This is a genomic window from Stieleria sp. (assembly GCF_041595215.1).
GTDB lineage: Bacteria > Planctomycetota > Planctomycetia > Pirellulales > Pirellulaceae > Stieleria > Stieleria magnilauensis.
In genome coordinates this window covers 1-12,898 of the sequence record NZ_JBFHKV010000106.1, presented here as the reverse complement: position 1 = coordinate 12,898, position 12,898 = coordinate 1, and the positions used below count along the sequence as shown (strand labels likewise).

Genomic DNA, 12,898 nt, shown 5'->3' with positions numbered 1-12,898 from the left:
TGGTCTCCTTGGATCGGCGGTCGGTTGCTTGTGCTTCGCTACTCATTCTTCGGCTCCGCCGTTGTCACTCGGCTCGGTCGACGACACCAAGACGGCCGGTTCGGTGTCGACCAACTGCCGCAAGTGATCGTCCACGAAGGTCTTGATCTGCTTTTTCGAAAGTCCGGCATGCCAGGCTTCTGCCAACACCGATCCGATGCGTTCGTTCAACACCGTCTCGCGCTCGCTGCGACAGATCTCGACCGCCGCGTCGCGAACCACCATGCCGCGGCCCCGCAAGGTCTCGATCACGCCGTCGGCCTGCAACTGATTGAAAGCCCGGGCGACCGTGTTGGGGTTGAGCGCGACCTGGTTGCTGAGCGCGCGGACGCTGGGAAGCAGTTGTCCCGGGCGGATCGTCCCCGCGGCGATGGCAAATTTGACTTGCCGAACAAGCTGCAAATAAATCGCGACGTCGCTGTGGACGTCGATCGAAAAAAACATGGCTGGACCTGAACGAGGAGCCAGTGATTGAGTGTGCTATTTAAATAGTACGGTGGTTCGCGTGGCCTGTCAACGACATTTTTGGAAATCGATTGGCGGCCTGAGAACGAGGGCGAAGTGGGGTAAGCATCCTGCTTGCCATCCTCGCCGGCTCCGCCGGCGCACCCGGTGTGGCGCTTGCCACACGCCGGCGAGAATAACGTTAACGTCAGGGATTTTGGTGTTTTCGATCGAACGCTCATACCGTTGCGCTCGACAGCCACCGATACTTACTCACCCGATCACCATTCGCCGCCTTAGAAGTTTGCCAGCACCATGCCTGAAGGTCACAAGACTCATTTCCTTGCCCGTCAGCACACCGGTTGGTTTGCCGGGCAGGCGTTGAGCGTGACCAGTCCGCAAGGACGGTTTCGTGGCGACGCTCGAAAGGTTTCCCGAAAGGTGATGGAGCGTTGCGAAGCGGTTGGCAAGCACTTGTTTTATCACTTTGAAAACGATCGCCTGATTCACGTTCATCTTGGTCGTTACGGAAAGTATCGGACGCACTCGAGTCCGCCGCCGGCTCCGGTCGGGCTGGTGCGGATGCGGTTGGTGGGCGAGGCGCGGTCATTGGATCTGAACGGACCGACGACCTGTCGCGTCATCGATCAACACACTCGCAGGGAGGTGATCGGAAAGCTCGGCCCGGATCCGCTCGCCGAGGGTTCGTCGGCGCGCAAGAAGAGGCTTGTTTGGGAAGCGGTTCGCGCCAGTCGGAAGCCGATCGGCGCCCTCGTTTTGGATCAGTCCGTGATCGCGGGTGTCGGCAACATTTTTCGCGCCGAGTTGTTTTTCGAACTCGGCGTCGATCCGCGCCTCCCCGGTGCGGCGTTGGACAAGGCGACGTTTGATTCGCTCTGGAAGTCGCTGGTCAAGATGATGCGGACGGGGTTGAAGTACGGAAAGATTGTGACCGTCACCGCCAAAGAGGCCCGCGCGCCGCTTGCGACACTGGAGGGCCGTGATCGTTTCCGCGTGTACGGCAAAGCGTCATGCCCACGCTGCGATCGGCCTATTGAAACGATCGAAATCGCGGCGCGAAAGTTGTACTGGTGCCCGGCGTGCCAGGGCTAGCTCACGACGCCGGTCGGACGCGTTGGACTTCGCCGCTGCGGAAGTGTCTCCGGTTGCCGTCGACGATCAATTCCAGCGATCCATCGTCGGCGATGCCGGTGCAGTACCCGGTGATCGTTTCGTTGCTCTGTTTCAGCGAGAGGTCGTGACCGGCCAGCGCGCAGCGCGATCGGTACTGACGGACCATTTCATGGGGACCGTCGTCGAGTTCGCCGAGCATTTCGGCGAGCGATTCGGCATGGGCGGCCAGCAACGTTTCGCGGCTGACGTGGCGATTGGCGATCTCGGCGATGGACGCCGGCGGGGTGGAGTGCTGGGAATTCAGGTCGGGTTTCCCGTTCAGATTCAAGCCGACCCCGATCACCATCCGTCCGGCGATCGTCGCATTGGTCTCGATCAGAATGCCGCCGAGTTTATGCAGCATGGGGGACGTGGTGGAATCATTCGACCGCAGGGCGCAGATGTCGTTGGGCCACTTTAGTGCGACGCGGCATGGCGGGCAGCTGTATTCGATCGCGCGGGCGGCTGCAACGCCGACGGCGGGCGACAGCACGGACGCGGACGGGTGGGACAACTCAAACGGAATGACCAGCGAAAACGTCAACGCGTCCTCTTCGCTGATCCACGAATTGCCGTGTCTGCCGCGACCGGCGGTCTGGCGGTCGGCCACGTACAGTCGAGGCAGCAAGCGATCGTCGATCCGATTCGTCTGCAACTCTGCCAGCGCATCGCTGTTGGTCGATGCGGTTTCCCTGCGGTAGACCGCCGAAGCGATCACCGCGTTTCGGATCAAGTGATCGAGGGTGTGGCGCAAACTCGGTGTGACGCCTTCGTCACAATTCAAAACGGCATCCAAAGTCCAAGCGACATCCAGGTGAAGAGTGCAAACAGAACGAGCAGTCCGATCGCGACGAGTTGCCAATGAAGCGGTGTGCTTTTGGAACGCAGCGGCGTTCCGAATTCGCGTTCGACGAATTCGTCGTAGTCGAACTCCTCGTCGTCTTCGTCGTCGTAGCTCATGGGGTGATCGATGGTGGACTAGGCATCTTGCTTGCCGAGGAGCGGCGCTGGCAAGCTGGAAGCGTAGGGCACGATTCGCAAGCTGGAAGCTGATGCCACTATCGCAAGCTGGAAGCTTATGCCACTTTCGCAAGCTGGAAGCTTACGCCACTTGGTTCAGGTGAACAATCCGAGCGGGCCGGCGGTTGGGCCGGCGGAGAAGAAGTTTCGGATGTTGGGGATCACGTCGACTAGGTCTTGATTGTTGCCGACGCCGAACCACATCGCCAGGTCCGCGGCCATCTCGTCGACCGAGGTGGTCGGAATCAGTCGCCCGCGGCCGAGGTTCAAGTTGCCGGCAATCGGATCGACCGGACTGGTGAGACTGGTGGGATACTTGCCGAACAGCTTGCCACCGTCGACGCTTCCGCCGGCGACGATCTGGTTGCCTCCCCAGGCGTGGTCGCTGCCCTGGCCGTTGGTGCCCAGGGTGCGGGCGAAGTCCGAGGCGGTGAACAGCGCGACGTCGTTTTGGATGCCCAGTTCAACGGTGGCGTCGTAGAACGAACGGATCGCCCGGCTGACTTCGGCCAAATTCGTCTGCTGGGCGCCGATCAGGCCGCTGTGGTTATCCCAACCACCGTTGGTGACAAAGAAAATCTGACGTGTTTGGCCGAGGGTCGCTCGGGCGCCGATCACCTTGGCCACCATTTTCAGTTGGTTGCTCGGGTTTTCTGATGCGAACGGGGTGTTGATGTCGACCGCGTCGGTGGCGGTATTGAATTCCAGCGCGGCTTCGGCCGAATTGCGGTTGGTTTCGGCAAATGATTTTGCCAGCAGGTCGTTGTAGGTCTGGTCCAGGATGTTATTGATGGCCCGGGAATTCATCCGATCCTGGCGTCCTAAGCTACCTGAATAGCCGTTGACCTTCGTCGCACCACTGTTTCCGATCGCATAGGGGATCACGTCCGAACCGGTCTGGAACAGGTTCATGCCGTTGACCGAGATGTTCATCGAGACGGTCGGGTTGGAATTAGTGCTTTGCAACAGATCGGCCATGCGGCCGCCCCAGCCGGTGATCTTGCTGCGTGATTGCGGGAATCCGGTTTGCCAGTGGCGCTGCAGGTCGGCGTGGGAAAACAAGCCGAGGGGAAGTCCTGCACGCGAGTTGTACTGGGTCCGCGTGGTGGGTTCGATCAGCGACCCGACGTTGGAAACGAAGCTCAATTTCCCTGTGTTGTAGAGCCCTGCGACACCGGTCGTGGAAGGATCGGGCAGCGGATCGGGTGCGGGTTCGGCAAAGGCTTGTGCGGCCATGGCAGGGTGCAGTCCAAAATTCCTCGCGTCGGGGCCGGCGACGGAAACAAGCGAACTTTGATCGATGGCCAGACCGCTCGGGTTGGTGTCGGGATCGTGAACGCCGCCGCGGGCGCTCACGTAATCGCCGTATTCGCCGCTGGTCGGGGTGCCGTCGTACGGCGCCAGCATGTTGTACGAGTCGTTGCCACCGAGCAGGAACAGGCACACGATCGCTTTGTAACCGGTCGGGTTGGTTTCGGCCGCCATTAACGATTTCGTCGCTTGTAGATTCAACAGCGTTGCCATCAACGAGGTGTTCGTCATCAGGCCGCAACCGCCGGCGGCTTTGAGCAGCGCGCGACGCGAGGTGAAAATCGATTCGTTGGAGTGAAGGTTCATGGCAAGGGATCCGGAAAAGCAGAAGAGTGTTTGGGAAACGCGCCGATCAAGCCGTTCGTTTGATCGCGCCGATGAAAAGCTGGGGCGATGGCTCGGCCTCTTGCTCGGGCTATTGTTCCACCGCGCAGTCCGGGGACAGGACGACGGCGTTGAGTATCACTTCGAGACGTTCGACGTTGGAGGCGGACGGTTCGCTGGCGATCGCGTTCTTGATGCTCGTTTTCGTCGCTTCGCTCATCGAGCCGTTGCACAACCAAAGATCGAAACGCCGCAGGATTTCATCCAGGTTGGCCAGGTCTTTCGCCAACTCCAATTCCGGCTCCAGATGGAACGTGATCCGGCAGGTGCCCTTTCGCATTCCATATTGCACGTAACGCCTGTAAGCCCAGACTCGAAAACGATTCAGCATCTTGTTGGCCGTCACACCGTTGAGGATTTGAAACTCGGGTGCGTACAACGAATCATACGGATTGCGCCGAGACGGGGTGTGACCGATCAAGTCGCCCGGCGGCTGGTAGTCGGGCAAGTAAAAATTAAAAACGCTGGGCGAGCGGAAGGGCATTTGGCCGAATTCGCCGCCGACGCCGTGGGATAGCATCATGTAGCCGGCTGCATAATTGGTCGTCGGCCGCATCGCTCGGATCAGGGACGTCGTCCGCAGGATCGGCTCGCGCAGTCGGCTGTACTCGGTGCCGCGAACGATCACATCCACACGAGTCGGATTCCTTCGCCGTACCACACGATGACCGCGATACAATTCCGGGTCCGTCAAGATCGCTTTGACCACGGCCTTGAGGTCACCGCGGACGCCGCGGCCGTTGTCGTTGAAGATGCGCGTCACCCGTCGCAGGTAGGCCCGGGACGGATTCGATTTCACCATCCGCTGGATCATCAACCGGCAGATGAATGGGGCCACGTTGGGGTGGTTGGCGATCGCATCGAGTCCCGCGCCGATCTCGGCTTTCACGTCCGCTTGCGTCACCGCGGACGGCAGCGGAGGCAACACCGTGCCGAAGACCGTTTTGCTTGCCGGGGCGTTCGGATCTTCGGAGTAATTTAAGTTGTTGTCGTGTTCGGCGACATGGATCTCCATCGGTTCGCCAAAGTTCCGCGGGACGTAAAAGTCGTTTCGAGAGTAGTGCTTGTATTTAAAACCCGTGAACAACCGCCCGAGTTCTTTGATTTGCTCGTTGTCGTAGGTGGGGATTAAATTGCCGTTCTCATCGATCTTCAGACGACCATCTTGGTGCATGTGGTACAGACCGACCGAGAACAGTTGCATGATCTCGCGGGCGTAATTCTCATCGGGGAATCGCCCCGCGCTGATGTTGGCCTTGCGATTGCCCCGCGAACTCAACCAGTCACCCATGCAGGGATGGTAGGTCACGTCTTCGAGAAGCTCGCGGTAGGTTCCGTCAATCCCTTCAGACAGCATGTCGTAATAGTCGGACATCCCCAGCCAGTCGGTGATCGTCTCTCTGCCTCCGCCGATCGATCGTTTGTCGTCGTTGTTGAAACCGGTTCCCGAGTCGCCGATCACGAAGATCTGGGACAGTGCCCAGGCGACCCGTTGACGCAATTGGTCTTCGCTGGTCAGCGCGATGTGCCACCATGCTTGATAGCGGTACAACGAAACACCGATGCTCTGGGTATTCGGCTCGCGTCCATCAACGTGGATGATGTCGCGTGCGACGGCTTCGTGCGACGTCGGCTGCAAGTCGAATTGCTGATCGATCCACTGCGACGTCGCGCGTTTAAAACCAATCTCACTGATACGGCGGGCGAGCGAATCGATCGACTCCTGCGTCGGGCCGAAGGTCGCTTTGGAAAGAAACTGCGCCGCTCGAACCTTGGCCTTCATCAGCCGCACGTCGCGCGAACTTTTGACCGGAAATTCACCTGCCGGAGAAACCGCAGGGTCAAGCGACGACGAGCCGATCAATGTGACCAGGAACAGTGCAGAGAGAGCCCATTGAAGTCGATCGCGTTGCTTGCGCATGATCACCACCTAGAACGAATTTGGAAAAACGCCGGCTGAGAAAAGAAAGACGAGCGAGGGATTAGCCTGGCGAAATGCGGGACGCGGTCGAATTCGCCGCCGCCAAGGCGTTCGAAATTAACGGGAAGCAAGCCCCGATGCAAAGCGCAATGCCGGCTTCATGGACCTTGCGTCCCAAATAATCGCCACCCCTCCCCCCTTGGGTGCTGCATCGTGTAAGTGTTTGTATCCAGCCGGCCGGTGAAGCTGCTCCAATGGGTGGTTCGACTCGCTCCACCCCCGGTCGGCTTCGGGCGAGGTGAGGACGTCGAAACTCTGGATCAATTCCGCTAGGCTGAAGCGGCGCCGAACGGATTGACGCTTCTGCACTTTGTCCCCTGTTAGCGACGCGAGCGATTGATCACGCCTCCACCTGCCGAACGTCCCACCGACAGTTTGATCAGCGACCCGCTGGTCGACCGATTCGGTCGTGTCCATCGCAGTCTACGGATCAGCGTGACCGACCGCTGCAACCTCCGCTGCTTTTACTGCATGCCCGAATTCGGCGCCGAGTTTGCCGCGCGGGAAACGTTGCTGACCTTTGAAGAGATCCAGCGAATCGCCGACGTGTTGACGTCGCGTTGTGGGATCCGCGACATTCGCTTGACCGGCGGCGAACCGCTGGTGCGAAAGGATCTGCCCCGACTGGTCGAGATGCTGGCGTCGATTGATGCCTTGGATGACTTGTCGTTGACGACCAATGGGATTCTGTTGGAGCAGTTTGCCGAGCCGTTGCGCCGGGCCGGGTTGAAGCGATTGAACATCAGCATCGACACGCTGGACGAAGTGAACTTTCAAAAGGTTTCACGACGCAGCGGTATCGATCAGGTGATCCGCGGGATCGACGCGGCGATCGCGACAGGGTTCGAAACGATCAAGCTCAACACGACGGCGGTCAAAGGCGTCACCGAAAGCGAAATCATCTCGCTGGTCAAGTTTGCGATGCAACGCAACGTCCAAATTCGATTCATCGAATTCATGCCGCTGGACACCGACCGTTCCTGGCGGACCGAGAACGTGCTCAGCGGCGAGACGATCGGCGCGATGATCGAGCGAGCATTTGGGCCGCTGGTGCCGGTTCCTCCGCCGATCGCATCGCAGCCGGCTTCTGATTTTCGTTTGCCGGGCGGGCATTCGATCGGGCTGATCCAATCGGTGACCAAGCCGTTTTGTGATGCGTGCGACCGGATTCGTTTAACAGCGGACGGCGCGATTCGGAATTGCCTGTTCTCGCAGCAGGAGTTTTCGATCCGGGACTTGCTACGAGGCGGCCTTCACGACGACGAACTCGTCGACCAGTTTCGGCGGGCGGTCGCGGCCAAGGCGGCCGGCCATGGGATCGACGACGGCGACTTTGCTCCGCCCGAGCGTCCGATGTATTCGATCGGCGGGTAAACTCCAACCCACACTGTTAGCGGGCTGCCGGACAGATTAAATTACCGCCCATGAATAATCTATTTGATCTCAAGAGCGACGTCGCGGCGGTGATTGGCGGAACCGGCGAATTGGGCGGGCTGATGGCAGAAGCACTCGGCGCCGGCGGTGCCAAGGTCGCCGTGATCGGCCGCAACGCCGAACGCGGTGAAGCGCGGGCCAAGAAAATCACCGACGGCGGCGGCGAGGCGAAATTCTTTGCCGCCGATGGTTTGAGCGCCGAGTCGCTCGATGCGGCCCGGACGGCGATTTCCCAGTGGGCCGGCGCGCCGACCTCGGTGCTGGTCAACGCCGCCGGCGGCAATCGCCCCGAGGCGACGATTCCACCGGGAGGCGATTTCTGTAAATTGCCGCTGGATGCGTGGCGCGATGTCTTCGATCTGAACCTGGTCGGCGGGGCACTGTTGCCTTGCCAGGTGTTCGGTCAAGACATGATCGACGCCGGCGTGGGCAGCATCATCAACATCGCCTCGATGAGCGGCATCATCCCGCTGTCGCGTGTCGTCGCTTATTCCGCGGCCAAAAGCGCGGTGATCAATTTGACGATGTGGCTGGCCCGTGAATGGGCGACCACCGGAGTCCGCGTCAATGCGATCAGCCCCGGCTTCTTTCCCGCCGAACAAAACCGAAAGCTTCTGTTCAACGACGACGGCAGTTACACCGAGCGTGGCGGTCAGATCATCGGGCACACGCCGATGGGCCGCTTCGGCAATCCGGAAGAGCTTGCCGGTGCGACCATTTGGCTGGCCAGTCGAAAGGCGTCGTCTTTCGTCACCGGACAAAACATCGCGATCGATGGCGGCTTCGCATCGGTCACCATTTAACCAGCCTTTCCCCAACCATTTCGTCGCACAACGAGACCATCGGAAATGATCGAACTTCGCAATGATGCCAAGTATGCCCTCGTCATCCCCACCAGCATGGGCACCCGGTTGACGCCGGTCGACCATCAGCCGTTCCACTGCAGTGACACCTTCAAGATGCAGGCGACGAGCGCCGAGTCGAACGTCGGGAGCGTGTCGTCCTTTCTCGGTTTGCCGGTCAAGATTTTGACGGCGTTCGTCAAAGACAGCCCGATCGCGCGGTTCATCAAGGACGACTTGGCGCGACGGCACATGGATTACGAAGGCCCCGAATTTGAACAATCCACCCCGTGGGGCGTTCGGCACCAGATCAACATGGCCGACAGCGGTTGGGGCTCGCGCGGTCCGCGCGTCCAGAACGACCGTGCCGGTGAAGTCGGGCGTCTGCTCAGTGTCAAAGACTTTGATTTGGATCGAATCTTTCGCGACGAAGGGGCGAAGATCGTTCACATGTCCGGTCTGATCGCGGCGTTGTCCGAAGAGACCAGCCAGTTCTGTTTGGAAATCGCCCGCGCGGCCAAGAAACACGGCGCTCGGATTTCGTTTGACCTCAACCACCGGGCTTCGTTCTGGGTCGGTCGCGAAGACGAATTGTCGGCCGCGTTCAAAGAGATCGCCAGCCTGTCGGACATCCTGATCGGAAACGAAGAAGACTTTCAATTGTGCCTGGATATCCAGGGACCCGAAGCCGGAGGAAAGGACATCGGGGCGAAGATCGACGGTTTCAAAGAGATGATCGGACGGGTCAAAAAAGAGTACGCCGACACCACCTTGTTTGCCACCACGCTGCGGGAAGTCGAAAGCGCGAACTCCCACATGTGGGGCGCCATTGTGTCTCACGGGACCGAGTTTACCGTCGTGGAGCCGCGCGAAATCGGCGTGCTGGATCGGATCGGCGGCGGCGATGGTTTTGTCGGCGGACTGCTCTATGGTGTGCTCAACGGATGGGATGTCGAAAAGAGCACCCAGTTCGGCTGGGCTACCGGCGCGCTGGCGGCAACCATGCTGACCGATTACGGCCAACCCGCCGACGAAGATCAAGTGTGGAGCATTTGGCAAGGCAACGCGCGCGTGAAACGCTAGCGGGTGGAGGCCCGGCCGGGCATGTCAGCGGGACGCGTGAGCGAGCGGCGCGTGACGGTTTCGCCAACGCGCCACGTGCTGACATGCTTGGGCTCTGCAGGTGTTAGCGGAACGGCGCGAGCCGTCCGGTTTCACCGTGAAAGACCGGAGGGCTCGCGCCCTGCCGCTAACAAAGAACACTTTGCTCGGCGTCAATGTAGTTGCCACTGGCTGACGCCGCGTGCTGATGTGTAGTCCTGCGGGATGCCCTATCCCGATTGCCACTGCAAGATCGCATCACTGGGCCAAACCAGCATGATGACGTTCAACAACAGGCTGTCTCGGATCGTCGCCAACAGCACCACTTCGACGACGATCAACAAGGCTAAGCTGTAGAACCATCGCAGTCGCGATGCGATGGCATACCCGGTGATGCAGGCCAACAGATCAAAGACACTGTTGGCGATCGAGTCGCCGTAATAGTCCAGCGAAATGGTTGTCGCGCGATAGCGTTCGATGATCAACGGCGTGTTCTCCAAAATCTCCCAGGCGGCTTCGATCACGACCGCCAATTTGAGTCGAATCCCGTCGCTCAATCGGTGTCGCAGCGGCCACAGCGCGGCAAAGAACAGGACGCCGTGAAGAACGTGGGTAAAGAAATACGGGTCGATCAGGTGCTGGGAATTGTGTTGGGAGTTGATGTCCCAGGACCAGGGTGAGTACTCCCCGCATTGACACCATGGCGTTCGCCCGAGCATCCACAGCGCGGCGGCCATCAAGATCGCGATCATTACCACGTCCAGCCCCAGCGGTCGGGCGCGTGGGGTGGGAACGGATGAATCGTTCGGCTGTGGTTCGGATCGGGAGTCTTGCATCACCAGATGGCAGAAAAATTGGAAGGAGGGAGCTCGGGTCAGTTGTAAAAAAACTCGGCCGCCGTGAATGATCGCCCGGTTCGGCGCTGAGGTTAGGTTGGTGAACTCGATGGCGTGCAAATGTCTGTTGGGCCGCGACAACGGCACCCACGCTTCCCATCGACATTCATCGTCGCGGATCAGCCGATCAATCGGGAAGCGTCACTATGTAACGAGCTTGTGGTTTTTCTCGCCCAGTGCAACTTGGGGGGTTTCGAAGTGGCTGCGCGGGGGTTAAGCATTACGCTCCGTCGCTGAAAGGAGACCCGATGTCGCTGCGGTCGCTAAAACACGAAAAACCACCGTCTGGCGACGGCTGCGACAAAGTTCAACGACAGTTCAGGCTGGAACTCTACCTTTGATTCGCAATGCCATGAATCGAATTTTATGTTTTCCGTTCATCTTGGCGTCGGTCACGTTGGCCGGCTGTGGTTCCAGCGAGCCCACGGTCATCCAACCGCAGACCTATCAGATGAGCGAGCAGGAGCAGGCCAACCGGGAGCGTGCCGCAAAAGCATTGGCCGAGCAACGCCAGTGACGCGACGTCCGTCAACGAATCGTCATTCCGTCCGACTGTGATCATTGATGAGGGAACGAACATGCCAAGGCATCCTCGCAGGCCTTCTTCGCTTCAACCCAGTCCACACAAACCCAGGGCGTTCACGCTGGTCGAGCTGTTGGTCGTGATCGCGATCATCGGCATCCTGGTCGGCCTGTTGTTGCCGGCGGTCCAGGCCGCTCGTGAAGCCGCGCGTCGGATGAGTTGTAGCAACAATTTCAAACAGATCGGTTTGGCCGTTCACAACTACCACGCCGCGTACAAGCAGCTGCCGACTCACCTGAACGGGACCCGCCGGCTTCCTCCCACGGGAAGTTGGTTCAGCGAATACGGCGACGACTGCAACATGATGATGTTGAGCACGTTCGTCGGGCTGACACCTTTCTTCGAGCAGCAGGGGCTTTGGGATCAGATCAGCAATCCCAACTCGGTTGATTTGACCGACCCGGGTGTGACGCGTGTTCCGCCGTGGCCTGCGATGGGGCCGACGCCGACCGAAGAACCCAACGGTGTGGTCATCGTCAATCAAAGCAACAACGCGTATCCGCCGTGGATGACCGAGATTCCGATGCTCCGTTGCCCAAGCGATCCGGGCGTCGGTTTGCCGGCGATGGGACGGACCAACTACGCCGCGTGTCTGGGCGACGGGTTGCACTACACCGACAACGGTCCGTACTGGTTCAACTTGCGTGGAGATCCCAAGATCGAAGTCCACAGCAATTCCAACACCAGCTTGTTGGCGTCGGCGCGGGGCATGTTCGTGCCGCGGGTGGAGAAAAAGTTTCGCGACGTGTTGGATGGACTGTCCAACACCATCATGTACGGTGAAATCGCGACCGATCTGGGCGACCGCGACATTCGCACCCTGGCTCATAGTTTTGCTCCCGGGACCTTCAGCGGGTTGCGCAATAACCCCACCGCCTGCCGCGATGACATCGACCCCGATCGTCCCCGATTCTGGGATCCTTCGTTGACCGACGTCATGGCGGGTAATCAGGGCCGCGGGTTTCGTTGGGCCAGTGGGATGCAACCCTACACGGCGATCAATACGATTCTTCCGCCCAATTCGGAGACCTGCATGTCGCTCGAAGACACCACGCCCGGTGTGCTCTCGGCGAGCAGCCGACACCCGGGAGGCGCCCATCTGTTGATGGGCGATGGTGCCGTGATTTTCATCACCGATTCGATCGAGGCGGGCGATCCGAGCAACGGAACGGTGGTCTACAACGGGACCGGAAACCGGAGCCCCGGTGCCGCCAGCCCGTATGGGTTGTGGGGGGCGTTGGGGACGCGTGCCAATCGCGAGGTGATCCAAGAACAGCTCAATCAGTGACGATCGGCAGGCGTTGAATCGACGCCGACCGCCAGGTGCGCCGCGTCAGAGAGGGGCGGACGCTGGCGCGAACCGGCTGATATCAAACGATGATTAGCCGTTTGGCGCGAGCCTACGGGCTGTCAACGCGTTTTCGACGCCGCCACCGGACGGCCCGCGCCGCTTTCGCTACCACCTTCGACGCCGAAGTGCGTGGCCATGACCCCGACGGGGTCAAAGCGATTAGCCGGAGGTGAGCGCAGCGACACCTCCGGAAATGCGGTCCCCCGTCAGACGCGACCCCGAAGGGTGTCGAAGCAAATTATGTCGGCGCCCTCGGACCCGGCCAGCTACTCCGAGTGAACCAGCATCCCGATTAAGTCTGATAGAAAGACGCACTGCTGCACCGCCGGCGGATGGATT

At 59.9% G+C, this 12,898-nt stretch carries 12 protein-coding genes; 6 read left to right on the top strand and 6 right to left on the bottom strand.

The features are described from left to right. Positions 1–42: 42 nt before the first annotated feature. The gene (locus tag ABX749_RS06510; RefSeq protein WP_145214306.1) at positions 43–483 is read right to left on the bottom strand and encodes a GntR family transcriptional regulator; all 441 of its coding nucleotides are present in this window, start codon (positions 481–483) and stop codon (positions 43–45) included. Between the two features lie 315 nt (positions 484–798). Here ABX749_RS06510 and ABX749_RS06505 point away from each other — a divergent pair, with 315 nt between their 5' ends. Further along, a complete protein-coding gene (locus ABX749_RS06505; protein ID WP_372895260.1) occupies positions 799–1,596 on the top strand; it encodes an Fpg/Nei family DNA glycosylase in 798 nt (265 codons plus the stop codon). Position 1,597: 1 nt separating this feature from the next. Here the strand turns inward: ABX749_RS06505 and ABX749_RS06500 are convergent, their stop codons facing one another. The 4 genes from ABX749_RS06500 to ABX749_RS06485 all read right to left on the bottom strand — a co-directional run bounded on the left by ABX749_RS06500 (position 1,598) and on the right by ABX749_RS06485 (position 6,292). Further along, positions 1,598–2,440 (bottom strand): biotin--[acetyl-CoA-carboxylase] ligase, encoded by an 843-nt coding sequence (locus tag ABX749_RS06500; protein WP_372895259.1) that lies wholly within the window; start codon positions 2,438–2,440, stop codon positions 1,598–1,600. Further along, complete coding sequence (locus ABX749_RS06495) at positions 2,437–2,616, bottom strand: hypothetical protein (RefSeq protein WP_259632694.1); 180 nt, start codon at positions 2,614–2,616, stop codon at positions 2,437–2,439. The genes ABX749_RS06500 and ABX749_RS06495 overlap by 4 nt, the downstream gene beginning before the upstream one ends. A gap of 156 nt (positions 2,617–2,772) precedes the next feature. After that, on the bottom strand, positions 2,773–4,293 hold the full coding sequence (locus tag ABX749_RS06490; RefSeq protein ID WP_372895258.1) for a DUF1501 domain-containing protein: 1,521 nt from the start codon (positions 4,291–4,293) through the stop codon (positions 2,773–2,775). A 109-nt stretch (positions 4,294–4,402) separates the two neighbouring features. Next, entirely contained in the window at positions 4,403–6,292 is a 1,890-nt protein-coding gene (locus tag ABX749_RS06485; protein WP_372895257.1) for a DUF1800 family protein, read from the bottom strand. A 396-nt stretch (positions 6,293–6,688) separates the two neighbouring features. Here ABX749_RS06485 and moaA point away from each other — a divergent pair, with 396 nt between their 5' ends. The 3 genes from moaA to ABX749_RS06470 are packed head-to-tail and all read left to right on the top strand — an operon-like array spanning position 6,689 to position 9,711. Continuing rightward, positions 6,689–7,726, top strand: a complete 1,038-nt coding sequence (gene moaA, locus ABX749_RS06480; protein ID WP_372895256.1) for a GTP 3',8-cyclase MoaA — start codon at positions 6,689–6,691, stop codon at positions 7,724–7,726. 50 nt (positions 7,727–7,776) lie between these two features. Beyond that, a complete protein-coding gene (locus tag ABX749_RS06475) occupies positions 7,777–8,589 on the top strand; it encodes an SDR family oxidoreductase (protein ID WP_145214294.1) in 813 nt (270 codons plus the stop codon). A gap of 45 nt (positions 8,590–8,634) precedes the next feature. Continuing rightward, positions 8,635–9,711, top strand: coding sequence for a sugar kinase (locus ABX749_RS06470; RefSeq protein ID WP_145214291.1), 1,077 nt, complete (start codon positions 8,635–8,637; stop codon positions 9,709–9,711). Positions 9,712–9,959: 248 nt separating this feature from the next. Here ABX749_RS06470 and ABX749_RS06465 read toward each other — a convergent pair whose 3' ends face one another. Further along, positions 9,960–10,565, bottom strand: a complete 606-nt coding sequence (locus ABX749_RS06465) for a DUF2585 family protein (RefSeq protein WP_372895255.1) — start codon at positions 10,563–10,565, stop codon at positions 9,960–9,962. A gap of 412 nt (positions 10,566–10,977) precedes the next feature. On the opposite strand from ABX749_RS06465, the gene ABX749_RS06460 reads away from it, so the two are divergent. Next, a complete protein-coding gene (locus tag ABX749_RS06460) occupies positions 10,978–11,142 on the top strand; it encodes a hypothetical protein (protein WP_372895254.1) in 165 nt (54 codons plus the stop codon). Positions 11,143–11,203: 61 nt separating this feature from the next. Further along, positions 11,204–12,496: a DUF1559 domain-containing protein gene (locus ABX749_RS06455; RefSeq protein ID WP_372895253.1), complete on the top strand. Its 1,293-nt coding sequence runs from the start codon at positions 11,204–11,206 to the stop codon at positions 12,494–12,496. The last annotated feature ends 402 nt before the right edge of the window (positions 12,497–12,898 follow it).

Excerpts from the sequence above, each read along its gene's own strand:
- ABX749_RS06470 (WP_145214291.1), top strand. The coding sequence starts at position 8,635 with ATGATCGAACTTCGCAATGATGCCAAGTATGCCCTCGTCATCCCCACC.
- ABX749_RS06475 (WP_145214294.1), top strand. The coding sequence starts at position 7,777 with ATGAATAATCTATTTGATCTCAAGAGCGACGTCGCGGCGGTGATTGGC.
- ABX749_RS06485 (WP_372895257.1), bottom strand. The coding sequence starts at position 6,292 with ATGCGCAAGCAACGCGATCGACTTCAATGGGCTCTCTCTGCACTGTTC.
- ABX749_RS06465 (WP_372895255.1), bottom strand. The coding sequence starts at position 10,565 with ATGCAAGACTCCCGATCCGAACCACAGCCGAACGATTCATCCGTTCCC.
- ABX749_RS06505 (WP_372895260.1), top strand. The coding sequence starts at position 799 with ATGCCTGAAGGTCACAAGACTCATTTCCTTGCCCGTCAGCACACCGGT.
- ABX749_RS06455 (WP_372895253.1), top strand. The coding sequence starts at position 11,204 with ATGCCAAGGCATCCTCGCAGGCCTTCTTCGCTTCAACCCAGTCCACAC.
- ABX749_RS06490 (WP_372895258.1), bottom strand. The coding sequence starts at position 4,293 with ATGAACCTTCACTCCAACGAATCGATTTTCACCTCGCGTCGCGCGCTG.
- ABX749_RS06495 (WP_259632694.1), bottom strand. The coding sequence starts at position 2,616 with ATGAGCTACGACGACGAAGACGACGAGGAGTTCGACTACGACGAATTC.
- ABX749_RS06460 (WP_372895254.1), top strand. The coding sequence starts at position 10,978 with ATGAATCGAATTTTATGTTTTCCGTTCATCTTGGCGTCGGTCACGTTG.
- ABX749_RS06510 (WP_145214306.1), bottom strand. The coding sequence starts at position 483 with ATGTTTTTTTCGATCGACGTCCACAGCGACGTCGCGATTTATTTGCAG.